22 protein-coding genes and 1 tRNA gene are annotated in these 23376 nt (G+C 66.1%); 11 read left to right on the top strand and 12 right to left on the bottom strand.

Features of this window, described 5'->3' with window-relative positions; genetic code table 11:
- The 6 genes from AC5JBD_RS00380 to AC5JBD_RS00355 form a co-directional block, all read right to left on the bottom strand.
- The coding region (locus AC5JBD_RS00380; protein WP_495719767.1) for an acyl-CoA dehydrogenase family protein at positions 1-487 on the bottom strand (487 nt) is incomplete at its 3' end.
- A gap of 94 nt (positions 488-581) precedes the next feature.
- On the bottom strand, positions 582-2981 hold the full coding sequence (locus tag AC5JBD_RS00375; RefSeq protein ID WP_495719770.1) for a TonB-dependent receptor: 2400 nt from the start codon (positions 2979-2981) through the stop codon (positions 582-584).
- A 191-nt stretch (positions 2982-3172) separates the two neighbouring features.
- Positions 3173-4822 carry a sulfotransferase family protein gene (locus tag AC5JBD_RS00370; RefSeq protein ID WP_495719766.1) on the bottom strand — a complete coding sequence of 550 codons (1650 nt, stop codon included), beginning with the start codon at positions 4820-4822 and terminating at the stop codon, positions 3173-3175.
- A 135-nt stretch (positions 4823-4957) separates the two neighbouring features.
- A complete protein-coding gene (locus tag AC5JBD_RS00365; protein ID WP_495719765.1) occupies positions 4958-5251 on the bottom strand; it encodes a hypothetical protein in 294 nt (97 codons plus the stop codon).
- 91 nt (positions 5252-5342) lie between these two features.
- The gene (locus AC5JBD_RS00360; RefSeq protein ID WP_495719764.1) at positions 5343-5726 is read right to left on the bottom strand and encodes a transposase; all 384 of its coding nucleotides are present in this window, start codon (positions 5724-5726) and stop codon (positions 5343-5345) included.
- Positions 5727-5903: 177 nt separating this feature from the next.
- A tRNA-Ser gene (locus AC5JBD_RS00355) sits at positions 5904-5993 on the bottom strand.
- Between the two features lie 188 nt (positions 5994-6181).
- Between AC5JBD_RS00355 and AC5JBD_RS00350 the strand changes: the two genes are divergently transcribed.
- The 9 genes from AC5JBD_RS00350 to mazG all read left to right on the top strand — a co-directional run bounded on the left by AC5JBD_RS00350 (position 6182) and on the right by mazG (position 14584).
- Complete coding sequence (locus AC5JBD_RS00350) at positions 6182-7153, top strand: lytic murein transglycosylase (protein ID WP_495719769.1); 972 nt, start codon at positions 6182-6184, stop codon at positions 7151-7153.
- Between the two features lie 90 nt (positions 7154-7243).
- Positions 7244-8413, top strand: a complete 1170-nt coding sequence (locus AC5JBD_RS00345; protein WP_495719763.1) for a D-alanyl-D-alanine carboxypeptidase family protein — start codon at positions 7244-7246, stop codon at positions 8411-8413.
- A 2-nt stretch (positions 8414-8415) separates the two neighbouring features.
- Entirely contained in the window at positions 8416-9063 is a 648-nt protein-coding gene (tmk, locus tag AC5JBD_RS00340; protein ID WP_495719762.1) for a dTMP kinase, read from the top strand.
- The gene (locus AC5JBD_RS00335) at positions 9060-10040 is read left to right on the top strand and encodes a DNA polymerase III subunit delta' (RefSeq protein ID WP_495719761.1); all 981 of its coding nucleotides are present in this window, start codon (positions 9060-9062) and stop codon (positions 10038-10040) included. Before tmk ends, AC5JBD_RS00335 begins: the two co-directional genes overlap by 4 nt.
- 45 nt (positions 10041-10085) lie before the next feature.
- Positions 10086-11645, top strand: coding sequence for a methionine--tRNA ligase (metG, locus tag AC5JBD_RS00330; protein WP_495719760.1), 1560 nt, complete (start codon positions 10086-10088; stop codon positions 11643-11645).
- Positions 11645-12418, top strand: coding sequence for a TatD family hydrolase (locus AC5JBD_RS00325; protein ID WP_495719759.1), 774 nt, complete (start codon positions 11645-11647; stop codon positions 12416-12418). Before metG ends, AC5JBD_RS00325 begins: the two co-directional genes overlap by 1 nt.
- Positions 12419-12420: 2 nt before the next feature.
- Complete coding sequence (locus tag AC5JBD_RS00320) at positions 12421-13185, top strand: MBL fold metallo-hydrolase (protein ID WP_495719758.1); 765 nt, start codon at positions 12421-12423, stop codon at positions 13183-13185.
- Complete coding sequence (locus tag AC5JBD_RS00315) at positions 13182-13778, top strand: retropepsin-like aspartic protease family protein (RefSeq protein WP_495719757.1); 597 nt, start codon at positions 13182-13184, stop codon at positions 13776-13778. The genes AC5JBD_RS00320 and AC5JBD_RS00315 overlap by 4 nt, the downstream gene beginning before the upstream one ends.
- 95 nt (positions 13779-13873) lie before the next feature.
- Positions 13874-14584, top strand: coding sequence for a nucleoside triphosphate pyrophosphohydrolase (gene mazG, locus AC5JBD_RS00310; protein ID WP_495719756.1), 711 nt, complete (start codon positions 13874-13876; stop codon positions 14582-14584).
- On the opposite strand, the gene hflX is transcribed toward mazG, so the two are convergent.
- The 5 genes from hflX to dusB all read right to left on the bottom strand — a co-directional run bounded on the left by hflX (position 14581) and on the right by dusB (position 21199).
- Positions 14581-15888 (bottom strand): GTPase HflX, encoded by a 1308-nt coding sequence (hflX, locus tag AC5JBD_RS00305; protein WP_495719768.1) that lies wholly within the window; start codon positions 15886-15888, stop codon positions 14581-14583. The genes mazG and hflX overlap by 4 nt on opposite strands.
- Positions 15885-16382, bottom strand: coding sequence for an RNA chaperone Hfq (gene hfq, locus AC5JBD_RS00300; RefSeq protein ID WP_495719755.1), 498 nt, complete (start codon positions 16380-16382; stop codon positions 15885-15887). Before hfq ends, hflX begins: the two co-directional genes overlap by 4 nt.
- A 116-nt stretch (positions 16383-16498) precedes the next feature.
- A complete protein-coding gene (gene ntrX, locus AC5JBD_RS00295) occupies positions 16499-17887 on the bottom strand; it encodes a nitrogen assimilation response regulator NtrX (RefSeq protein WP_495719754.1) in 1389 nt (462 codons plus the stop codon).
- A 4-nt stretch (positions 17888-17891) separates the two neighbouring features.
- Positions 17892-20144 carry a sensor histidine kinase gene (locus AC5JBD_RS00290; RefSeq protein WP_495719753.1) on the bottom strand — a complete coding sequence of 751 codons (2253 nt, stop codon included), beginning with the start codon at positions 20142-20144 and terminating at the stop codon, positions 17892-17894.
- 56 nt (positions 20145-20200) lie between these two features.
- Positions 20201-21199 carry a tRNA dihydrouridine synthase DusB gene (gene dusB, locus AC5JBD_RS00285; protein ID WP_495719752.1) on the bottom strand — a complete coding sequence of 333 codons (999 nt, stop codon included), beginning with the start codon at positions 21197-21199 and terminating at the stop codon, positions 20201-20203.
- A gap of 65 nt (positions 21200-21264) precedes the next feature.
- Between dusB and AC5JBD_RS00280 the strand changes: the two genes are divergently transcribed.
- Together AC5JBD_RS00280 and AC5JBD_RS00275 are read left to right on the top strand one after the other, a co-directional pair.
- Complete coding sequence (locus tag AC5JBD_RS00280; RefSeq protein ID WP_495719751.1) at positions 21265-22425, top strand: bifunctional 2-C-methyl-D-erythritol 4-phosphate cytidylyltransferase/2-C-methyl-D-erythritol 2,4-cyclodiphosphate synthase; 1161 nt, start codon at positions 21265-21267, stop codon at positions 22423-22425.
- Complete coding sequence (locus tag AC5JBD_RS00275) at positions 22422-22949, top strand: CinA family protein (RefSeq protein ID WP_495719750.1); 528 nt, start codon at positions 22422-22424, stop codon at positions 22947-22949. The genes AC5JBD_RS00280 and AC5JBD_RS00275 overlap by 4 nt, the downstream gene beginning before the upstream one ends.
- Here AC5JBD_RS00275 and AC5JBD_RS00270 read toward each other — a convergent pair.
- A complete protein-coding gene (locus tag AC5JBD_RS00270; protein ID WP_495719749.1) occupies positions 22895-23371 on the bottom strand; it encodes a type II toxin-antitoxin system RatA family toxin in 477 nt (158 codons plus the stop codon). The two genes, AC5JBD_RS00275 and AC5JBD_RS00270, sit on opposite strands and share 55 nt — an antisense overlap.
- Positions 23372-23376 lie beyond the last annotated feature (5 nt).

Genomic DNA, 23376 nt, shown 5'->3' with positions numbered 1-23376 from the left:
CGCCGTCCACCTTCTTCGCGACGGTCCGCATGCCGGCGGGGTCGGAGCCGGCATCGGGCTCGGTGAGGCCGAAGCAGCCGACCCATTCGCCGGTGGCGAGCTTGGGCAGATACCGGTTGCGCTGCTCCTCAGAGCCATAGGCGTGGATCGGATACATGACGAGGCTCGACTGGACCGACATGGCCGAGCGGTAGCCGCTGTCCACTCGCTCCACCGCACGCGCCACCAGGCCATAGCTGACATAGTTGAGGCCGGCGCCGCCATATTGCGTCGGAATGGTCGCGCCCAGCAGGCCGAGCTCACCCATTTCGCTCATGATGGCGCGATCGAAATCCTCGTCGAGATAAGCTTCGGTGACCCGCGGCTGCAGCCGCTCCTGCGCATAGCCCTCGGCGGTGTCGCGGACCAGCCGCTCCTCGTCCGAAAGCTGCCCGTCCAGCCCGAACGGATCCGCCCAATCGAACGCAAGGGTCTTCGTCTCGGCCATCTCTTCCTCGTCGGCAGGTATGCGCCGGCGGGAGCGGCGCGGATCTGCCGCCGCTATGTTCGCGGCCGTCCCTTTGGTCAACCGCGGCGGCGGCTCAGAACTTGGTCCCGAGCCTCACGCCGATCGTGCGCGGCTGCAGCACGTAGGTGTAGATCTTGGGGCCGATCGCCGTCACCCCGTCGGGGTCGCCGCAGACCGATTCCGTGCACTGGATCGTGTTTCCGACCGCCGCATTCTTGTCGAACAGGTTCTTGACGAAGATCGACGCCGTCCAGCGGTCCGCCTGCACGCCGGCGCTGAGATCGACCGTGGTGTAAGCGGGAAGGGCCCGGAGGATGTCCCGTTCGAACAGGCGCAGGTCGCTGGTACGCCGTCCTTCATGGACCAGCCCGGCCTGGAAGTGGCCGTCCATCGTTCCAACCGGAAATTCGTAGCGCGCGAGCGCATTGCCCTTGAAGCGGGATGTGATCGGCAGGCGCGTGCCTGCGGGTGCGAGCAGATCATTCTCCTCGCCGTCGGCACCCGGGAGAGTGCAGTCGAACAAGGGATTGGCGATCGAACAGAAATCCTCCGTGATCTCAGCGTCGTTATAGGACGCGCCGAGGCTGATTGAGAAGCCGCTCACCGGTCGTGCGAACAGGTCGAACTCGGCGCCGCGAATCCGTGCATTGCCGGCGCTGCGGATCTCGCTCAGGCCGTTGGCGCCCAGGAAAGAGAGCTGAATGTCAGTCCAGTCGAGCTGGTAGATGGCGCCGTTGAAGCGCAGCCGGTTGTTCAGCCAACTCGTCTTGAAGCCCAGTTCGTAATTGTCGATGAAATCGGGCTGGTAGGGCGGCAGCGTGCCGCGCCGGTTGACGCCGCCTGGCCGGAAGCCGCGCGAGATCGTGCCGTAGACGAGCGCATCGTCGGTGAACTTGTAGGTGGCGTTGATGCGGTGGATGAAATCCGTGTCCGACGTCGTCTTGTCGAGGTTCGTGCAGGGTCCGCCCTCGACGATCGGCGGCAGCAGGTTACCGGCATCGTCGCGGAAGCAGGCCGCGACTCCCGTGCGGCTGCTGTAGCCGGAACTGAAGCCGAAGAAGCCTTCCAGCGAATTCTTGTAGCGGTAGACGCGCGTTCCCAGCGTCAGGCTCAGCTTCGACGTCAGGTCGGCTGTGAGCTCGCCGAAAATCGCATAGTCACGGTCGACGCGGAGCTGCTTGGTCAGCCAGATGTTGCTGTCGGTGCCGGGGACCGTGAGCACGTCGGCGATGTCCCTGATGATATAGTCCTGCTGGATGTTGTGGGTCTGGCGCTGGTAGAAGAGGCCGCCGATGAAGCGTACCGGCTGATCGCCCGGCGAGGCAAAGCGCAGCTCGTGACTCTGCTTGGTGAAGCTGTCGTCGGAGAGGATGAACTGGTTCGGGTTCACCAGCTCGTCATTATTGTCATAGAAGTAGGCGCCGTAGCCGGCCAGCGCGTCATAGAAATAGGCATAGTCGACATAGTCCGACGCGCCGTCGATCTGCCGCCGCATATAGGCGCCGGCATAGGTCATGTCGAAATTGCCGACCTTGCCCTCGATCGTGAGCGCGGCCTGGAACCACTTGTCCTCGAAATGCTCGCGGTTGAATTGCTGGACCTGGAGCTCCTCCAAGCCGCGTTCCTGGGCGAAGGTGCCGTTGCTGATCTGCTTCTGCGCCATGATCTGGGGCAGGACGGTCCAATTGTCGTCGAGGTCGATCTTCAGCGCTGCGCGGGCGCCATAGGTCTCGACGTCGTTATAATCCTCCTCGACGAACTCGTCGTTGGTGAAGGTGATGCCGGAGGTCGGGAAGGTGAGGCTGCCTGGAATGTTGTCGATATAGCCGCCGTCCTTGCGGTACCAGCCGACCACGCGCACCGCCGCATTGCCCGACAGCGGCGCATTGATGAAGGCCTCGCCCGTATAGCCCAAATCGCCGTGCCCGACCTTGTTCAGCTCGACATTGGCTTCGCCGTAGAAGCCGCTCGTGTCAGGCTTGTTGGTGATGATGCGTATCGTGCCTGCCTGGCTGGAAGCGCCGTAAAGCGTCCCCTGCGGCCCGGCGAGCGCTTCGACGCGGGAGATGTCGAAGATATGGATGTCGAGAGCGCCGGTGATCGTCGTGATCGGCTGCTCGTCGAGATAGGTGCCGACGCTCGACAGCGAGGCGGAGTGGTTGGCATTCTCGCCGCTGGCGACGCCGCGGAAATAGATGTTGGAGAAGCCGGGGCCGGCAGTCTGGATCGAGACGCTCGGCACGTAGCGGGCGTAATCGTCGAAGTCGTTGACCTGGAGCTCGTCGAGCCGCTCGGTGCCGAAGGCGGTGATGGCGATCGGAACGTCCTGGAGGTTCTCCTCGCGCTTCTGCGCGGTGACGATGATCGTGTCGCCTTGCTGGCCGCGTCCCGTATCCGCCTGGTCGTCGGCGCCGCTTCCCTCGCCGCTGGCGGGCGGCTGGCCGGTCTGCGCCGCAGCGGGCGTGCACATCATCGTAGTGGCGAGCAAAGCCGCTATAAGTCCGGCGCGGCGCCGATCCGAATTCCCGTTGAAGTTCCGCACGAAGCTTCCCCCAGCTGATCAGATCCCCGACAGCATCTGTTCAGGCTTCCGCGTCTTCGTCAATTTGGATCAGTAGATGTGGACTTGCCCCGTAACGATTGCGCCCGTCTGTGCCGATATTGTCACAATTCCGTCTCATCCGGCACTTCGGGATAGAGCCGCAGGACAGGTCCGAGCGTCTCCTTCAGCCGCTGGAGCCAGGGCTCGAAGGCGCGCCACTGGTCGAGGCCCTCGCGATTGATGGGCCGCCGCACCTGTTCCGAGCTTGCGGTCCGCACCGCCCGCTCATTCTCGTGGAAGCGCAGGCATGCCGGGTCGAATTCGAGCCGCAGATAGTCGAGCAGCGCACGCACCTCGCGATCGGACTCCTCGACCATGTTCTCGTAGAAGACACGATGGATGCGGCCCGGCAGCACCTCATCGAAGTGGCGGAGCAGGCGGACATAGTCGGCATAATAGCGGCCGAGCTCGTCCTGCGCGTAGCTGAAACCCTGGCCGCGGGCGAAATGCTGCTTGAAGTTGGAGAAGCAGCAGCCGAGCGGGTGCCGGCGGGCGTCGATAATCCTGGCGTTGGGCAGGATCAGCTGGATGAGCCCGAGATGGGCCCAGTTGTTCGGCATCTTGTCGATGAAGAAGGGCCGGTCGGTCTTTCGCTGCACCCGAGTGCGTTCGAGATACTCCTCGCCGAGCGCTGCGCATTCCTCGGCGGAGAGCTCGGCCAGCGACTCAGGATAGCGTGTCGGCTCGCTCTTGAGCTTGCGGCCGCCGAGCCGCTTGGCGAGGGCAGGGATGTCGGGCAGCTCCATCGTGCCTTCGACCTGCGGATGGCTGGCGAGGATCTGCTCGATCAGCGTCGAGCCGGCCCGCGGCATGCCCAGGATGAAGATCGGGTCGGGCGCCGCCGACCCATGGCTTTGCCGCGCTTCGAAGAAGCCGCGCGTGAACAGCGCCTCCGAACGGCGGACATGGTCCGTGATTTCACCCGGGTCGTACTCGATCCCCTCGCGGCGGAGCCGGTTCCCCTCCGCATAATGGCGGAAACTCGGCGCCGTCTGGCCGGCGTCTTCGAAAGCCTTGCCTAATGCGAAATGCAGGTGGAACCGGTCCTCCGGGCGGAGCCCCTGTCGGTCCAGGGCGCCTTGCATCTTGGCGATGTCGGCTTCGTCGAGCTTCACCGTCTTGAGATTGGCGAGGCTCCACCAGGCTTCACCGAGCGTCGGCGCGATCCGGAGCGCCCGTCGATAGGCATCGATGCTGTCCTGCTGCCGGCCGACCGTCTTCAGCACATGGCCGTAGCTCATCCAGACCTGGGGCTGATCGGAGTGCGTCTTGAGGACCGCCTCATAGAGATCGAGCGCCTCCTCATAGCCGCCGATCCGCCCGAGCGCGGCCGCCTTGAGATTGCGGTGCGCGGCATTGTACGGATCGTCGCCGAGGAGATCGTCGAGCACGGCGATCGCATCCGAGGGACGGTTCTGCCGGTAGAGAACCGTCGCGAGATTAGCCCGCGCGGCGGCAAAGGCGGGAGCGAGCTCCAGCGCCCGCCGCAGCAGATTTTCGGAGTCGCCGTAGCGGCCGAGCCGGGCGGCAAGCTCGGCCATCATCCGGATCGCCGCCACATCGGTCGGCTTTGCCTTCAGGTGCGGGCGCAGCAGCCGCTCGGCGACGGCGAGCTGGTCGGAGCGCAGCGCATGCGCCGCCTGAACCAGCACCGGATCGCGCGTCGAGGCGCGGATCGCGTCCAGCTCGACCCGCTCCGCCTCGTCATGCATGCCGCCCGCGCGAAGCCTGCGGGCATGGCTCCGCAATAGATCCGCGTCGGGCGTCGGCTTTCTGCTCTGAGGATGCGGAGCACTACCCATCCCGCCGATCATCTCGGCCGGAAGGGGAGGCCGCAAGCCGGAAAATCAGTCTTCGTTGGCGGCTTCGGGCTCGGCGTCGCCGAGGATCATCCCGCCGAAGCGCCAGCCGAGCGCCCAGCGCACTTCGGCGCGCACCAGACCGCGCCCCGGGAGGTCGATCACGATCTCGGCACCGATCGGGAGCTTCTCCTCGCATTCGGCCATGAAGCCGCCCTTGGAGATGTTCCACAGCCGGGTCTGGAGCTGACGTCCGCAGCCGTCGACCACCGTCGTATCGGACGTGATCGACCAGCGCGGCGGGCGCTGCACATAATTCGGCTTCTTGCGGATCGCTTCCATGCAAACTCCCCCGTGAAGGCGCGCAGAATAATCGCGCCGCCTTGCGCTTTGGTTAAATGCGCAGGCTAACGGAGGATGAAGACGAAAGCCGTCAGCTGGCGAGGTCGAACAACCGGTTATAGGGCTGGAAGCCCTTCTCCTCGGCGAGCGCGACGACCTCGTTCTCGCTCAGCAGCTGGGTGCCGACGACATATTGGCCGCGGAACTCCTTGCCCTCGATCACGCGGTGATAAACCGGGCGATGAGTCTTGCGGAGATACTGGGCCGCCTCGCTGGCAAGGCCGGGGCTGATCGAAGGCACGTGCTGCTTGGGCAGCGCCGCGCTCGCGAACGGGCGGATGGTCGCCGTGCAGCCGGTTTCCTTGCGCCAGCGGGTGATGGTCTTTTCGCCCACCCCATAGCGCTCCGCCAGCTGGCGGTTGGTCTTGGAGGGGGCATGGTCCTTGAAATCAGCGGGACAGGTCAGGATGGGCATGATGGCTTCGTGTCTTGGAAAAGGAATCGCTCGCGAGAAAGGGGAGCGTGAGCGGCATCTGGTAATCCGGGGGGATTTTTCAACCTTTTTCTTCTCGCCAGGCGGGACGAGCGGCCAATTTCCGCCATCTGCAGGAAAAAAAGGGTCACAGCCTCGTCACTGACCGGACGCGAGATCTGGCGGATGGGGTGGGATTCGAACCCACGGTGAGCTTGCACCCACGGCGGTTTTCAAGACCGCTGCCTTAAACCACTCGGCCACCCATCCTTGGACGCGCTTAAGCGTCAAGCGCCGTTCCGTGCAAGCCGCGCGACGGAACCGGTGTGAAGGCATGCGCGCTTATGCCAAGAGGCCCGTGCGAGGAGGGGCGATTGAGTATGCGTTTGTTGGAGCAGATGGTGGCGCTGGCCCTCGCGGCCTTCCCACCTTACCATGCCGGCACGGCCGCCGCGGCAATGCAAAGCGGGCCCTACACCGAAGCGGGTTTCAGGGCTTATGTGCCGCAGCTTCGCAGCGAAGCGCAGCGGGCGGGAATCAGCCAGCGCACGATCGACCTGGCTTTCTCGAACCTTCAGTTCAGCCCGCGCACGATCGAGCTCGATCAGGCTCAGCCGGGCGGCGCGTCGGGCAGCAGCGCCATTCCGCCTTTCGAACCCTATCGACGCCGCCACGTGAACGCGGCCCTCATCAGCCGCGGCAAGCAGGTCTATTCCGTGAATGCATCGAGGCTGACCGACGTCGGCCGCCGCTACGGCGTCTCGCCGACGATCATGCTGGCCATCTTCGGCCATGAGACCAGCTACGGGGCGGTCACCGGTGACTTCGACCTGCTCAACTCGCTCGCCAGCCTGGCTTATGAGGGCCGGCGCCGCGAGCTCTTCAGGGATGAGTTCATCGCCACCCTCCGCCTGATGGACCGCGGCTATCCGCGCAGTCAGCTCAAGGGCAGCTGGGCGGGCGCCACCGGCTATCCGCAATTCCTGCCGTCGGTCTATCTCCGCGTCGCCGCCGACGGCGACGGCGACGGGCGCGCCAACATCTGGTCGAGCCAGCCTGACGGCCTCGCCTCGATCGCCAATTACCTCAGCAATGCCGGCTGGAAGCCGAACGTGGCTTGGGGGGTTCCGGTCAGCGTCCCCGCCGGATTCGACCGTGCCAATCTCGGCACCCGCCTCGCCAGTCCGCGCTGCCCCCGCGTGCATGAGCGGCACAGCCAGTGGAAGACCTATGGCGAGTGGCGCCGCCTGGGCATCGTGCCGCAGGGCCGCGCGCTGCCCGATACCGAGCTCGCCAGCCTGCTCGAGCCGGACGGTCCGGGCAACACCGCCTATCTGCTGACGACCAACTACCGCACCATCCTCGATTACAATTGCTCGAACTTCTACGCGCTGTCGGTCGGCCTGCTTGCGGATGCGATTGCCCGCTGAAGCGGCTGGCGCGCCTTCTGCTCATTCGTTAATCATATCGCGACGCGGGCGACCGCGCGGGGCTCAACATCTTGGGAATGGTTCTAAATCATGAAGCGTAAGGCTTTGCTTTTCGGTTTTTTCGCCACTGCACTCAGCCTTCCGGCGGTCGCGGCCGCGCCGCCATTCGACACGCCCGCGCCCGTCGCCTTCATGAAGGACCTGTCCTCCGGCGCAATTCTCTACGCCAAGGACGCGGACCGGCGGATTCCGCCCGCCTCGATGGCGAAGATGATGACCACCCATCTCGCCTTCCACCTCATCAAGCAGGGCAAGCTTCAGCTGAACAAGATGTGCACCGTGCGCCCGGAGACGTGGCGGCAGTGGCACGGCCCGCAGGCAGGTTCGACCATGTTCCTCTCCGCCGGCGAGCAGGTCAGCGTCGAGAATCTGCTCCACGGCATCGTCACCCTGTCGGGCAACGACGCGACAGTGGTCCTCGCCGAATGCATCGCCGGCACGGAGCCCGCGTACGTCGCGCTGATGAACCAGGAGGCCAAGCGCCTCGGCATGACCAATTCGAATTTCGGCAATTCGAACGGCTGGCCGGACGAGGGCGTCACCTACACGACCGCCCGGGACCTCGCCCGCCTCGCCGAAGCGACGGTCAGCGAGACGCCGAAGCTCTACAAGGACTTCTACCAGAAGGAGAGCTTCACCTGGGGCCGCACCCTTGGCGGCGGACAGCCGATCACCCAGGGCAACCGCAATCCTTTGCTCGGCAAGGTGCAGGGCGCGGACGGCCTCAAGACCGGCCACACTGCCGAGGCCGGCTATGGCTTTACCGGCTCGGCCGAGCAGAACGGGCGCCGCCTGATCATGGTCGTCGCCGGCCTCGACAGCTATAATGGCCGCGCCGACGAGAGCGTGAAATTCATGGACTGGGGCTTCCGCGCCTGGCAGGCGCAGCCGCTTTTCGCCGCCGGCAAGGAGGTCGCCAAGGCCCGCGTGCAGCTTGGCGACGAGGAGGAGGTAGGGCTTCTCGCCCCGCGCAATCTCGCCGTGACCCTGCCCGCCGGCGCCAGCGGCAACATGCGCGTCAAGGTCGTCTATGACGGCCCGATCAAGGCACCGATCGCCAAGGGCCAGCATATCGCCAACCTGATCGTCCAGACCGGCGACACGCCGCCGCAGACGATGCCGCTCGTTGCCGCCGAAGCGGTGGAGGAAGCAGGTTTCTTTGGCCGCCTCTGGGCCGGCCTCGCCTCGCTCTTCGCCTGACGGTGGCTGAGGCCAAAGCGGGAAAGCGCGGCCGCTTCATCAGCCTGGAAGGCGGGGAGGGGGTCGGCAAGTCCACGCAGGCCCGCCGCTTGGCCGTGGCGCTCCGCGCCCGCGGCCTCGAGGTGGTCGAGACGCGCGAGCCGGGCGGAAGCCCCGGCGCCGAGGCGATCCGGGGCCTGCTCCTCCAGGGTGAGGAGGATCGCTGGACGCTCGAAGCCGAAGCTTTGCTGTTCGCTGCGGCCCGCGCCGACCACGTCGTCCGCACCATCCGGCCCGCGGTCGAGGCCGGCAAATGGGTGCTGAGCGACCGATTCCTCGACAGCTCCATCGCCTATCAGGGCGGCGCCGGCGGCCTCGGCTCCGCAACCATCCGCCAGCTCCACCAGATCGGCAGCCGCGACTTCCTACCTGACCGGACCTTGCTCCTCCAGCTCCCCGCCGAGGCCGCCGCCGATCGGGCCGCGCGGCGCGACGGCAATGCCGGTGACCGGATCGGCTCACGCGGCACGGACTATCATGCCGGCGTCGCCGCCGCCTTCGGCGCCATCGCCGATGAGGAGCCACAGCGTTTCCGTATCGTCGATGCGTCCGGATCGGCCGAGGATGTGACGGCGCGTCTGCTCGCCGAGCTTGAAGACCTGCTCCCATGACTGCCCTCTACGGCCATGACGAAGCGGTCTCTGCTTTCCGCGCTGGTCTTGCCGACAGGCGCCTGCACCATGCCTGGCTGATCAGCGGCCCCGAGGGCGTCGGAAAGGCGCTGTTGGCGGGCAAGGCGGCGCTGCGCGTGCTGGCCGAAGGAGCGGGGCCGCCGGTCACCGCTCCCGGACTTGACGTCGCCGACGAGCATCCCATCGCCAAGCTGGTGGAAGCGGGCAGCCATCCCGACTTGATGCGCTTGGAGCGCTTGACCAAAGACAGCGGCGCCGAGCTCGCTCGCAGCATCACGGTCGATCAGGTTAGGAGCCTGCAGCGGCTGTTCGCGACCACGCCTTCGCTGTCGCCTTGGCGGGTGGTGATCATCGATGCGATCGACGATCTCGAGCGGCCCGCGGCCAACGCCTTGCTCAAGAATCTGGAGGAGCCGCCCGCCAACAGCCTGTTCCTGCTGGTCAGCCATTCGCCCGAGCGGCTGCTGCCGACGATCCGCTCCCGCTGCCGGCAACTGCGCCTCTCGCGCCTGGAGCCCGACGCCATAACGTCTGCGCTCGAAGCCGCCTTGCCTGACGCGGAAGCCAGTGAAATCAAGGCGCTGGCGGAAATTGGGGAGGGCTCGCCCGGCCGCGCCATCGCCTTCCGCGGCCTCGAGATCGATGCGCTCGACCGCACCATGCGCGACCTTATCCAGAGCGGCGATCCGACCAACGCCAGGCGCAGCCAGCTCGCCCAGAGCCTCTCCCTCAAGTCGGCGCAGGCGCGCTACGAGATTTTCCTTGCCCGGACGCCTTCGCTGATCGCGGAGCACGCCAAAGCGCGGAGCGGCGCCGCGCTGGCCGAAGCGATCCGCCTCTGGGAACGGGCCCAGGACCTTGCCGGAAGCGCAACCCGCCTATCGCTGGAGCCGCAGAGCGTCGTTTTCGAACTGGCCGGCCTGCTCGCCGCGCTCGCGCCGAGACGCGCCGCCTGAGTTTCAGGGTGCGCATTCAGCTTTGAGCCGATAGATGCCGCGGCGATGACCAAGCCTTTCTACATCACCACCGCGATCAGCTATCCCAACGGAAGGCCCCATATCGGCCATGCCTACGAAGCCATAGCGACCGACGCGATCGCGCGCTTCCAGCGGCTGAACGGACGCGACGTCTTTTTCCTCACCGGCACCGACGAGCACGGGCTCAAGATGGCCCAGACGGCGCGGGAGAGGGGAGTGGCCCCGCTCGCGCTCGCCGAAGAAATGTCCGGATACTTCAAGGCGATGGATGATCGGCTTGAGGTTTCGTACGATCGCTTCATTCGCACCACCGAGCCTGCTCATCACGCGGCGAGCCAGGCGATCTGGACCGCGATGGAGGAGAGGGGGGACATCTATCTCGGCCGCTACGAGGGCTGGTACTCGGTCCGCGATGAAGCTTATTATGACGAGAAGGAGCTCGTCACCGCGGACAGCGGCGAGCGCCTGTCGCCGCAGGGCACCGAGGTCGAGTGGACGGTCGAGGAGAGCTGGTTCTTCCGCCTGTCCGCCTATCAGGACCGGCTGCTCGCCCATTACGAAGCGAATCCCGGGTTCATCCGTCCCGACTCCCGCCGCAACGAGGTGCTGCGTTTCGTCGAGGGCGGCCTCTCCGACCTGTCCATCTCGCGAACCAGCTTCGACTGGGGGGTGAAGGTGCCCGGTAGCGATACGCACGTCATGTACGTGTGGCTGGACGCGCTCACCAACTATCTGACCGGCATTGGCTATCCGGACGTCGAGTCAGACACTTACAAGAATTTCTGGCCGGCCGATGTCCACATCATCGGCAAGGATGTCGTCCGCTTCCACGCCGTCTACTGGCCGGCTTTCCTGATGTCCGCGGGACTGCCGCTGCCGAAGCAGGTGTTCGGTCACGGCCACGTCCTCCTGCGGGGCGAAAAGATGTCGAAATCCGCGGGCAACGTCCTCGATCCGCTGGCGCTCGCCGATAGTGTGGGCGTGGACCAGCTTCGCTATTTCCTGCTGCGCGACGTCACCTTCGGCCAGGACGGCAGCTACAGCAGCGAGGCGATCGTCACCCGCGTCAACGCCGATCTCGCCAACAGCTTCGGCAACCTCGCCCAGCGCACGCTCTCCTTCATCGCGAAGAATTGCGACGGGATGCTGCCGCTGGGAGGGAAGGGCGACGCTGCGGACGCTGAACTGCTCGACACCGTCCGTGCTGCGACGGCGGAGATGTGCCGCCTGTTCGAGGATCTGGCGCTGAGCCAGGGCATCGAAGCGTGGCTCCGCGCCGTCTTCGCCTGCAATCAATATATCGACGCGCAGGCGCCGTGGGCGCTTCGCAAGACGGATCCGGAGCGGATGGCGGCGGTGCTCGCGACCTTGTGCCAGGCGATACGGGACCTCGCCATCGCGATCCAGCCCATCATTCCCGGCTCGGCCGCGAAGCTGCTGGACCAAATGGGAATTCCGGCCGGCGAGCGTGACTATGCGACCACCGGAAATGCCGAGAGTTACCACCGCCTGGCAAGTTCGGGCTTTAAGCTCGATGCGCCGAAGCCCATCTTCCCGAGGTTGGAGCTTCCCCCGGAGAGCTGATGTTCGTCGATAGCCACTGCCACCTGAACTACAAAGGCCTGGTCGAGGAGCAGACCGCCGTCATCCAGCGTGCCCGCGACGCCGGCGTCGCGAAGATGCTGAACATCTCCACGCGCGCCAGCGAATGGGGCGACGTCATCGCGGTCGCCGAACGCGAGCCGGATGTCTGGGCCTCAGTCGGCATCCACCCGCACGAGGCGGACATTCATCCGGACGTCGAGACGGGGACACTGGTCGAGCGCGCGGGTCACCCGCGCGTGGTCGGGATCGGCGAGAGCGGCCTCGATTTCTATTATGATCGTTCGGACCGAGACCGGCAGCGGGCCAGCTTCCGCTCGCACCTCGCTGCCGCGCGTGAGACTGGGCTGCCGATCATCGTCCATACGCGCGACGCGGAAGAGGACACGGCCGAGATACTGCGCGACGAAATGGGGAAGGGGGCCTTCACCGGCGTCATCCACTGCTTCACGGCGAGCGCCGACTTCGCTCGCAAGGCGCTCGACCTCGGCCTCTACATCTCCATGTCCGGCATCGTGACCTTCAAGAATGCCAAAGACTTGGCTGCAGTCGCTAAGGACATTCCCGAGGACCGGCTGCTGATCGAGACCGACGCGCCATTCCTCGCGCCGGTGCCCCATCGCGGCAGGCCGTGCGAGCCCGCCTTTGTCGCGGACACGGCCCGTTTTCTTGCTGACCTGAGAGGCGAGGCGGTCGAGCGGCTGGCCGACTATACCAGCAAGAACTTCAACACGTTGTTCCGCAAAGCCGCCTGAGCGTGCGTGTCCGCATTCTCGGCTGCGGCACCTCGTCCGGCGTGCCGCGCATCGGCAACGACTGGGGCGACTGCGATCCCGCCGAGCTCAAGAACCGGCGCCGGCGCGTGTCGATTCTGGTCGAGGATGGCGGCACGAGCCTGCTCGTCGACACCGGTCCCGACGTCCGCGAGCAGCTGCTCGACGCCCGCGTCCGCACGCTCGATGCGGTCCTTTGGACCCACGACCATGCCGACCATTGTCACGGCATCGACGACCTCCGACAGATCTTCCACGCGCGCGGAAGCGCGGTGCCCGGCTATGCACGCGAGGACACGCTGGACACCTTGCTCGGCCGGTTCGGCTACATCTTCGAAGGCAAGGGCGGCTATCCGCCCGTCGCGAGCGCTAATTTGCTTCCGGACCGGATCGAGATCGGCCCGATCTCGATCCGCACCGTGGATCAGCCGCACGGCGACATCACCTCTGCCGGCTTCCGCTTCGATGCTGCCGGTACCTCCATCGGTTACTCGACCGACGTCAACGGCATCACCGAGGAGATGATCGCCTTGTTCAGCGGCATCGACATCTGGATCGTGGATGCGCTGCGCCGGCGACCGCATCCATCGCATGCCAGCCTGTCCGAGACGCTGGAGTGGATTGCTGCCGTTCAGCCCAAGCGTGCTATCCTGACCCACATGGACCACAGCATGGATTATCGCGGGCTACTCGCGGAGCTGCCGGCGGGCGTGGAGCCCGGCTTCGACGGCCAGGAGATCGCCTTGTGAGCGGCGACCGCACCGCTGAGTTCATCTACCTCGTCGCGATCCTGGTCTTCGTCGCCAGCGCCTTCGTGGTGCGCCGGGTGCCGATCGGCCAAGGCCTAAAGATGTTTGCCGGCTGGGTCGTAATCTTCTTGGCCGCTTTCGTCGCGTTCCAGATGAAGGACGACATCGTCGGGTTCGCTAACCAGGTGCTGGACGAACGGCGCGCCGAGAGCACGGGCCTGGAAGTCGGCGGCAATCTTGAGATCAAGCAGTCGCTGGACGGCCATTTCTGGGTCGACGCGCGGATCAACGGAGAGCCGGCGCGCTTCCTCGTCGACAGCGGCGCCACCACCACCAGCATCTCGGTCGAGACGGCGCGCCGCGCCGGCATCGAGCCGAGCAGCAGCATCCCGGCGATCGTCCGCACCGCCAACGGCACCGTGTCGGTAGACCGCGGCCGCGCAGACAAGCTTCAGGTCGGTCACATCGTCCGCGAGGATGTCGGCGTGCACATCTCGGAGGGCTTCGGCGAGACCAACGTGCTCGGCATGAACTTCCTGTCGTCGCTCTCGGGCTGGGGGGTGGAGCGCAACCGCCTCATCCTCAAACCGTAGCGTATTTTACATAATGTATATTATCGCACTTCCAGATGCCTCCACCTTTGCCTGATCATTCGCCCTCTTCCGCTCTGCACGAGCTAGTCGAGATCATGCGCCGCCTGCGCGATCCGGTGAATGGCTGCGCCTGGGATCGCGAGCAGACCTTCGCGACCATCGCGCCATACACGATCGAGGAAGCTTACGAAGTCGCGGACGCGATTGAGCGCGGCGACATGGACGATCTCAAGGACGAGCTCGGCGACCTCCAGCTCCAGGTCGTCTATCATGCCCGCATCGCCGAAGAGCTTGGCGCCTTCGACCTCGGTGACGTCATCCAGACCATCTCGGCCAAGATGGTCCGCCGCCATCCGCACATCTTCGGCGATGAGGCTCACAGCCCCGGCTGGGAAGCCCTGAAGGCCGCCGAGCGCGGCCAGCGTGAGGACGCCAGTGCGCTCGCGCATGTCGCACTCGCGCTGCCGGCGCTGAAGCGCGCCGAGAAGCTCCAGCGCCGCGCCGCCCGCGTCGGCTTCGACTGGCCCGATGTCAGCGGCCCTGTCGCCAAGATTCACGAGGAGCTCGCCGAGATCGAAGCCGCCGAGACCCAGGACGAGCGCGCGGCCGAACTCGGTGACTTGCTCTTCTCGGTGGTCAACCTGGCACGCCACCTCGACGTCGATCCGGAAGCAGCCCTGCGCGGTGCAGCAGCGCGTTTCGAGCAGCGCTTCCGCAAGGTTGAGACTTTGTCTGAACGCCCGCTGTCGGAAATGGACATCGACGAGATCGAGGCGCTGTGGCACCGCGCCAAGCGCGAGCTCTAAACCTGCAGATGATGCGTCTGGAACCGCGCCCAGTCGGCATCTGAGAGCCGGACCTCATATTCCGTCTCAAGACCTTCGCTGCGCTGGTCAATCACCTCGCCATTGGCATGCAGCCAGGCGATCGCCTCGCCCGCCGTCGCTGGCAGCGTCACCGTGCGCACCCGATTATTCTCCCGCAGCCGTTCCGCGGCCGTGCGGATGAGATCGTCCACGCCCTGCCCGCCAAGAGCGGATATCGGCACGACGCCCTCCTTGCGCTCCGCCTCCGCCTGCACGCTCTCGACCTCGTCAGGGGAAAGCAGGTCGATCTTGTTCCAGGCTTCGAGCACCGGCTGCCGGGCTGCCTCCCCCGCCTCGATCTCCTTCAGGACCCGCTCGACATCGTCACGCTGGGCGTCGGTGTCGGGATGCGAGATGTCGCGGACGTGGATGATGAGATCGGCGGAGATCACCTCCTCCAGCGTCGCGCGGAAGGCGGCAACGAGTTGGGTCGGCAGGTCGGAGATGAAGCCGACCGTGTCCGACAGGATCGCCTTGTCGAACCCCGGCACCGCAATCTCCCGCATGGTCGGGTCGAGCGTCGCGAACAGCAGGTTCTCGGCCATCACATCGGCGTTGGTCAGCCGGTTGAAGAGCGTGGACTTGCCGGCATTGGTGTAACCGACCAGCGCGATCACCGGCCAGGGCGCCCGCTGGCGACGCGCGCGATGCAAAGCGCGGGTACGCGAGACCTGGTCCAACTCCTTGCGGAGCTTGGCCATTCGGTCGCGGATCAGGCGCCGGTCGGCCTCGATCTGGGTTTCGCCCGGGCCGCCCAGGAAGCCGAAGCCGCCGCGCTGCCGCTCTAGGTGGGTCCAGCTTCGAACCAGGCGGCCGGCCTGATAGTCGAGATGCGCCAGCTCCACCTGCAGCCGCCCTTCCGCGGTGGCCGCGCGCTCGCCGAAAATTTCGAGGATCAGGCCGGTGCGGTCGATCACCTTGGCCTTTGTGGCGGTCTCGAGATTGCGCTGCTGGATCGGCGTGATCGGCGCATCGACGATGATCAGTTCCGCTTCCGCCTGCCGCGCCGCCTCGGCCATGGTCTCGACCTGCCCAGACCCGAACAGGGTCGCGGCCTTGGGCGCGCGGACGCGGAAGGCGAGCTTGTCGGCCACCACGACGCCGATCGCCTCGGCGAGCCCCGCCGCCTCGTCGAGTCGTGCCTCGGTGCTGCGGCTCGCAGCCGCGCCGATCTCCGGCAGCGCCACAATCGCCCGGGCGCCGCGACTCACCTCATTGTCGGCATTCAGATCGAAACCGGTCAGGCCTCGCCCTCCTCGCTGTCCGATTCCATAAAGCTCACCGGACGCTCGGGTTGCACGGTCGAGATGGCGTGCTTGTAGACGAGCTGCGACAGCCCCTCGCGCTGGAGCAGCATGCAGAACAGGTCGAAGGCGACGATCTCACCTTGCAGCATCACGCCGTTGACCAGAAACATCGTCACCGGCTCCTCGGCTCGGCGGACGGCGCTCAGGAATACTTCCTGGAGAAGCGTCGGCTTCCTCTTGTCCATCTGCTCGGCGAAGGCGCGCTCGATGTCACGAAGATCGAGCGGCTGCGACGGCATGATCGTCGATATGGCGTGCTTGTAGATGAGCTGCGCCTGGCCGTCGCGGCGCAGCAGCACGGAGAAATTGTCGAACCAGGTGATGATCCCCTGGAGCTTCACGCCCTTGACGAGGAACATGGTGACCGGCGTCTTCGAACGCCTCAGCCCGTTCAGGAACAGGTCCTGGAGATTGTTGACCTTGTCGGCCATCACCCCTTCTCCTTATTGGCCGGCTGCGCTTGATGCGCGTTCCGACGAGTTCCACTTAGAGGCGCCGCTCAGGCTTTCAATATCGGGCGTCCAATATCACGGCTGCGCGCCGGCGGCTATTCGCCCTCCCCCTGCTTCGGATCCCCGATCCCGAGCGCCTTCAGCTTCCGGTGCAGGGCAGACCGCTCCATTCCGATGAAGGTGGCGGTGCGCGAGATGTTGCCGGAGAAGCGCCGGATCTGGACCCGCAGATATTCGCGCTCGAACGTCTCCCGCGCCTCGCGCAGCGGCGTGCCCATGATCGCCTTGACCGCCTCGCCGGGGCTGAGCTGCGCCTGCTCGTTGAGAATCTCGGGCGGCAGCATATCGATCTCGATGCAGCCGATCCGCGCCGAAGGCGAAAGGATGATGGTGCGTTCGATCACGTTGCGAAGCTGGCGAACGTTGCCGGGCCAGTCATAGGCCTGCAGAGCCGCGATCGCGTCGTCGGACAGGCTCGGGGTCGGTACCCTCTGCTCCGACGCGTAACGCGCGGCGAAGTGAGCAACGAGTTCGGGGATGTCTTCCCGCCGTTCGGACAGGGCAGGAAGATGCACCGGCACGACATTGAGTCGATAAAACAAATCCTCGCGGAACCGGCCGCCAGCAATCTCGTCGGGCAGGTGCCGGGCGGTGGAGGAGACGACCCGCATGTCGACCTTGACGACGCGCTGACCGCCGACCCTGGTGAAACTCTGGTCGGTGAGGACGCGGAGGATCTTGCCCTGCGCCGGCAGCGGCATGTCGGCGATCTCGTCGAGGAACAGGGTGCCGCCATGGGCCTGCTCGAGCAGGCCGGGCCGGGCGAGCTCGCCCCCCTCCTCCACACCGAACAACTCCTCCTCGACCCGCTCGGGTGTCATCCGGGCGGCGCTGACGACAATGAACGGCGCTCGCGCGCGCGGACTCCAATTGTGGAGCAATCGGGCGGCGACTTCCTTGCCCACGCCCGCCGGCCCGGTGATCAGTACGCGGCTCCCTGTGCCGGCGACGCGCTTCAGCGTCGCCCGCACCGCATTGATCGCGACGCTGGCGCCGGTCAGCTCCGTCTCCTGCCCGATCTGCGCCTTCAGCGTCTCATTCTCGCGCCTCAGGCGATCGGTCTCGGTGGCCCGGGCGACGAGGTGCAGCAGGTGTCCCGCCTCGAACGGCTTCTCGATGAAGTCGACCGCACCTTGACGGATGGCGGCGACCGCGGTGTCGAGATTGCCGTGGCCGGAGATCATCAGCACCGGCAGCGAGGGATCGCGGCGCTTGATCTCCTCCAGGAGCTGCAGGCCGTCGAGCTTCGAACCCTGCAGCCATACGTCGAGCAGGACCAGCGAAGGCCGCCGCTCGGCGAGCGCCGCCAGCGCCTCGCTGCTGCTGCCGGCGGTGCGGGCGGCATAGCCCTCATCCTCCAGCACGCCGGAAACGAGATCGCGTATGTCCTGTTCGTCGTCGACGATGAGAATGTCTAGCGCCATAGATTCAGCCGTTTACCGCCCTCTCTTCATTGTGATCGGCACCGCTCTCCCCGAGGCGCGCCAGCGTTTCCATGTCGAACATCAGCCGCACCGACGTGCCGCCGCCCGCTGCATCCTCGAACTCGATGCTGCCGAAATGCTCCTCGACGATCTTCTTGACGATCGCGAGCCCGAGGCCGGTCCCCTTGACGCGAGTGGTCATATACGGCTCGGTCAGCCGTCCGCGCTCGCTCGGCAGGCCGATGCCGGTGTCGCTGATCGCGATCGAGAGATGGGTGCCGGACGTCGACACGCGCATCGTCACCCGGTCTTCGCCCCCCGGCCCTTCCGTCTCCCGTTTCTGCTGGATCGCCTCGACCGCATTCTTGACGACATTGGTCAGCGCCTGGCCGAGCTGGCGCCGGTCGCAGACCAATATGGGCGACGGTTCGGGCGCGCTCAGCGCGAAGACGATATCGGGATGCGCGACTTCGTGCAGGAACAGGGCCTGGCGGACGATCTCGACGATCGCTTCCTCACGGAAGACCGGCTTCGGCATACGTGCGAATGAGGAGAATTCGTCGACCATTCGTCTGAGGTCGCCCACCTGCCGGACGATCGTACCGGTGAGCCGTTCGAAAGTGGGCTGGTCGGACGTGATCTCCTTGCCGTAGCGGCGCTGCAGCCGCTCGGCGGCAAGCTGGATCGGGGTCAGCGGGTTTTTGATCTCGTGCGCGATGCGGCGGGCGACGTCCGACCAGGCGGCGCGGCGCTGGTCGAGCAGTTGGTCGGTGATGTCGTCGAAGGTGACGACGTGGCCCCCTTCCACCTTCACCCGCTTCACGGCGAGCGTGCGCGGCTCCCCGCCGCTGGCGAACTGGATGATGCCCTCCCGCTCATCGCTGTCGAGCTGGGCATCAAGCTCCGGCGCCAGAGTGGAGAGCGGCTGCCCGACCGCATCCTTCTGGCTCGCCTTCAGCAAGGCTTCGGCCGAGCTGTTGATCAGCCGGATGCGCCGCTCGCGGTCGACCGAGATCACGCCTGCCGTCACGCCGGACAGCACCGCCTCGATGAAGGCGCGGCGGCTTTCGATCTGGGCGTTGGCCGAGAGCAAGGCCTTGGTCTGCTCCTCCAGTCGCCGCGTCATCCGATTGAAGGCGTTGCCAAGCGTGGAGACCTCGTCGTTGACGCGAGAAGTCGGCACTCGGGCGGAGAGGTCCCCGGCCGTCACCCGCCGCGCCGCATCGACGAGCTGGCCCACCGGCCGAACGAGCCGGTCAGCGAGCGTCAGCGCGATCCAGATCGAGATAGCGACGATGAGCAGCGACACGAGCAGCAGGACGGCATTGAAACGGAGCTGGAGCGTGCGCGAGCGCCCAAGCACGCGCTGATAATCGCTCGCGGCGGTGCGCGCCTCCTGGAGCTGCTGGAGCGCCGCGGGATTCACGGTGCGCGATGTGTAGAGATAGACTTCCGCCTGCGGATCGAGCCGGTAGACCGCCTCCACCCGGTCGCCAGCATCTTGGGTAACACCGGTCTCGCCGCCGCGAAGCCGTCTCAGCGTGCTTGCGGGAAACCGTTTCTCCAGCGGCCGATCGTCCAGGTTAACGCCGGCGATCATTTGCAGCGCGTTGTTCCCCCCAACATTGATGATCGCCGCCTCGGTCAGGTCCCGAGCGACCACCTGATAGAAGAAGCGGTCGGCAAAGGCCGGGCTGTCGACGCCGAATTCGTTGACATAGCCGACGACATCCCCGGCCATCGCGTTGATGTCACGCGTAATCCGGTCCGTGTTGTCCTCGGCATAGACCTGCGCGACGCGGTCGGCATTCTCGAGCACGGTGCGCGCCCGCTCCGAGAACCAGAATTGGGTGCCGCTCTGGAAAAGAATCGAGGCGAAGACGACGACAAGCAGGGTCGGCACGCTGGCGATAACCGAGAACAGCGCGACCAGGCGGACGTGGAGCCGTCCCCTTCCCCCGATCGGCGAATGCGCGGCCCGGCGCACAGCCATGCGACGTGCGACGAGCACCATCAGGGCGGTGGCCGGCACCAGATTGGCGACCAGCAGGCTCGCCACCAGCGGCGGCGTCAGGAACGATTGCGGCGCCCCCTGCTCCGTGATGATGAAGTAGCTGATCGTCAGCATGGCGATCAGCGCCGCCAGGGTCGCCAGCTCGATCAGCGGAACGAAGCGGCTGCGCTTGACCGCGATCGACAAACGCCGCCGCCAGCGGGGTCGAATATCGGCGGCTGCGATCGTCGCTTCAGCGTTCACGTGGCGGGTCTACCACGAGGTCGTGGCAAAAAGAACACAGCTGTTAACGATTTTCTTCAGGCCGCCGCTTTGGAGAGCCAGGGCGAATAGAAGTCACGAAGCATGGCCCGGGCACGCTTCGGGTCCGCCTCCTTGTTGAAGGCGTTGCGGAACTCGGCCGAGCCGTGGAGCCCGCGCGTATACCAGCCGATATGCTTGCGCGCGCAATTGGCGCCGATGACGCTGCCATAATGTTCGAGCATCGCATCATATTGCTCTGTGATCACATGATATTGCTCGTCGATGCTCGGGTCGGCGAGACGCTCGCCCGTCCTCAGCCAATGCATCACCTGACCGAGCAGCCACGGCTTGCCATAGGCACCGCGGCCGATCATCACGCCGTCGGCCCCGGACTGGTCGAGCGCGGTCTCGGCATCCTCGATCGAGTTAATGTCGCCGTTGACGATCACCGGCAGCGACACCGCTTCCTTGACCTTGCGGACGAACGCCCAGTCCGCCTCCCCCTTGTATAGCTGGTTGCGCGTCCGCCCATGGACGGTGATCATCTGCACGCCGAGATCCTCGGCGATCCGCGCCAGCTCCGGTGCGTTTAGGCTAGAATGGTCCCAGCCCATCCGCATCTTGAGCGTGACTGGCACCTTCACCGCCTTGACCGTCGCCTCGATAATCGCGGTGGCGAGCGGGATCTGCCGCATCAGTGCTGAGCCGGCGTCACCGTTCACGACCTTCTTCACCGGGCAGCCCATGTTGATGTCGATGATCGCGGCGCCGCGATCTTCGTTCAGCCTGGCGGCCTCGGCCATCTCTGCCGGGGCGCAGCCGGCGAGCTGCATCGACACCGGCTCCTCGACCGGGTCCCAGGCCGCCTTCTGCAGCGACTGGCGGGTCTCGCGGATCATTGCCTGGCTGGCGATCATCTCCGTCACCGTCAGGCCGGCGCCGTAGCGCTTGACGATCCTGCGGAACGGCCGATCGGTGACGCCCGTCATCGGCGCCAGGATGACCGGAGTGTCGATGCGGACGGGACCGATGGCGATGGGGGAAAGCCGGGGCATAAGCCACTGGCACATAATGTTGCGGCCGCTGGCGGGCAAGGCTCGGCTCCGCTAGGGCGCCGCCCATGGAAACGGGGAAGACGGTCGCTCTGGTGGTGGCGGCGGGCAGCGGCAGCCGCGCCGGCGCCGATCTGCCCAAGCAATATGCCACGATCGGCGGCCAGGCGCTGCTCGCCCATGCTGTCGACCGCCTCCGCCACCCCCGCATCGACGAAGTGCGGGTCGTGATCGGCGCCGGGCAGGAGGCGCTCTACGAAACGGCTCTGGCCGGCCGTGTGCTCCCCTCACCCATCATTGGCGGCTCGGCCCGCCAGCAGTCTGTGCGCAACGGGCTTGAAGTCATGGCGTCGGAAGGCAGCGCGGAACGGGTTCTGATCCACGACGCCGCGCGTCCTTTTCTGCCTACCCGAGTCATCGATGCCCTGCTCGATGCGCTGGAGGAGAATGAAGGCGCGGTGCCGGTGCTTCCCGTCGTCGATACGCTTGCTCTCGGCGGCGAGCGGCTTGGCGAGCCGGTGCCGCGGGAGCAGTTGGTGCGCGTGCAGACGCCGCAGGCCTTTCGCTTCGCCTCGATCCTTGCAGCCCATCGGACCTCCGGCGAAGGCGAGGCCACTGACGACGCGCAGGTGGCCCGCGCCACCGGCCTCGACGTCGTGATGGTCGAGGGCGATGTGTCGCTGGAGAAGCTCACCTACGCGGTCGATTTCGAGCGTGCCGAGCAGCGCCTCACCGCCGCCCTCGTCAGCCGCACCGGCCTCGGCTTCGACGTCCATGCCTTCGCTGAAGGCAAGCCGCTCTGGCTCGGCGGCCTGCCCATCCCACACAGCCACGGCCTCAGAGGCCATAGCGATGCCGACGTGGTCCTGCACGCGCTCACCGACGCGATCCTCGGCGCGATCGGCGAAGGCGACATTGGCGACCATTTCCCGCCCAGCGACCCGCAATGGCGCGGTGCGGCCTCGTCGATCTTCCTCGAGCATGCGCGTGCGCTGGTCGAGCGGCGCGGCGGCCGGATCGATCATGCGGACGTCACTATCATCTGCGAGGCGCCGCGGATCGGGCCGCATCGCGAGGCGATCCGTGCCAACGTGGCCGCCTTGTTGCGGCTGCCGGTCGCGAGCATTAGCATCAAGGCGACCACGACCGAACGGCTCGGCTTCACCGGACGCGGCGAAGGCATGGCCGCTCAGGCGGTGGCCACCGTGCGAGTTCCGGAGGACAGATGAGCGACATCCGCGACACCATTCTCCCGGAGGAGATGATCCAGGCGGCCCGCAAGGTCATCGAGGCGAACCGCGCCGCCGGCCTGAGGGTGGCGGTGGCGGAAAGCTGCACCGGCGGCCTGGTCTGCTCGGCGCTGACCGAAGTGCCGGGATCGTCCGACGTGTTCGAGGGCGGCTTCGTCACCTATGCGGACGAGGCGAAGGTCGATCTGCTCAAGGTCAGCAGCGATGTGCTGGAGACGTTCGGCTCCGTCTCGGTAGCGGTCGCCTGGTCGATGGCGCAGGGCGTGCTGGCTCGCACCCGCGCCGACACGGCGGTCGCCATCACCGGCATCGCCGGCCCCGACGGCGGCACTGAGCGCAAGCCCGTGGGAACAGTCGTGTTCGCCCGCGCTCGGCGCGGTGCCGACCCCAAGGAGGTGGTCGCCGATCGCAAGGAATTCGGCGATCTAGGCCGCGGCGGCGTGCGTCTTCAGGCGGCGCTTTGCGCGCTCGAGCTGCTCATGCCGGGGACGCCGGAGCCGTAAAGCTCGTGCGCGCGCGTTTCGAATGCGCCGATCATCCGCCGCAGGGCCCGGTCGAACATCTGGCCGGCCAGCGTCTCGAAGATGCGCGACTTGAAGGCGAAGTCGACGCAGAAGTCGATTTCGGTGCCGCCCTTGCCGTCAGGCTTGAACTTCCAGCTGTTGTGCAGGAACTTCAGCGGCCCCTCGACATAGTCGATGACGATGCTGCCGGGCCGGTGCTTCACCACCCGCGACGTGAATGTCTCCTTGAGCGACTTGAAGCCGACCACCAGGTCCGCGATCATTTCGGTGTCGCTGTCGGAGCGCACCCGCGTGGCGGCCACCCAGGGCAGGAACTCCTGGTAGCGCTTCACGTCGGCAACCAGATCGAACACCTGGTCCGGCGTGTATGGCAGGTGGCGGGTTTCCGTATGGCGGGGCATCTCCC

The organism is Allosphingosinicella sp., assembly GCF_059502505.1.
This window is presented reverse-complemented; position numbering and strand designations above follow the sequence as displayed.

Excerpts from the sequence above, each read along its gene's own strand:
- AC5JBD_RS00345 (WP_495719763.1), top strand. The coding sequence starts at position 7,244 with ATGAAGCGTAAGGCTTTGCTTTTCGGTTTTTTCGCCACTGCACTCAGC.
- AC5JBD_RS00370 (WP_495719766.1), bottom strand. The coding sequence starts at position 4,822 with ATGCATGACGAGGCGGAGCGGGTCGAGCTGGACGCGATCCGCGCCTCG.
- metG (WP_495719760.1), top strand. The coding sequence starts at position 10,086 with ATGACCAAGCCTTTCTACATCACCACCGCGATCAGCTATCCCAACGGA.
- hfq (WP_495719755.1), bottom strand. The coding sequence starts at position 16,382 with ATGGCCGACAAGGTCAACAATCTCCAGGACCTGTTCCTGAACGGGCTG.
- mazG (WP_495719756.1), top strand. The coding sequence starts at position 13,874 with ATGCGCCGCCTGCGCGATCCGGTGAATGGCTGCGCCTGGGATCGCGAG.
- AC5JBD_RS00365 (WP_495719765.1), bottom strand. The coding sequence starts at position 5,251 with ATGGAAGCGATCCGCAAGAAGCCGAATTATGTGCAGCGCCCGCCGCGC.
- ntrX (WP_495719754.1), bottom strand. The coding sequence starts at position 17,887 with ATGGCGCTAGACATTCTCATCGTCGACGACGAACAGGACATACGCGAT.
- AC5JBD_RS00375 (WP_495719770.1), bottom strand. The coding sequence starts at position 2,981 with ATGATGTGCACGCCCGCTGCGGCGCAGACCGGCCAGCCGCCCGCCAGC.
- AC5JBD_RS00275 (WP_495719750.1), top strand. The coding sequence starts at position 22,422 with ATGAGCGACATCCGCGACACCATTCTCCCGGAGGAGATGATCCAGGCG.
- AC5JBD_RS00335 (WP_495719761.1), top strand. The coding sequence starts at position 9,060 with ATGACTGCCCTCTACGGCCATGACGAAGCGGTCTCTGCTTTCCGCGCT.
- AC5JBD_RS00325 (WP_495719759.1), top strand. The coding sequence starts at position 11,645 with ATGTTCGTCGATAGCCACTGCCACCTGAACTACAAAGGCCTGGTCGAG.
- AC5JBD_RS00360 (WP_495719764.1), bottom strand. The coding sequence starts at position 5,726 with ATGCCCATCCTGACCTGTCCCGCTGATTTCAAGGACCATGCCCCCTCC.
- AC5JBD_RS00280 (WP_495719751.1), top strand. The coding sequence starts at position 21,265 with ATGGAAACGGGGAAGACGGTCGCTCTGGTGGTGGCGGCGGGCAGCGGC.
- AC5JBD_RS00270 (WP_495719749.1), bottom strand. The coding sequence starts at position 23,371 with ATGCCCCGCCATACGGAAACCCGCCACCTGCCATACACGCCGGACCAG.
- dusB (WP_495719752.1), bottom strand. The coding sequence starts at position 21,199 with ATGCCCCGGCTTTCCCCCATCGCCATCGGTCCCGTCCGCATCGACACT.
- AC5JBD_RS00350 (WP_495719769.1), top strand. The coding sequence starts at position 6,182 with ATGCAAAGCGGGCCCTACACCGAAGCGGGTTTCAGGGCTTATGTGCCG.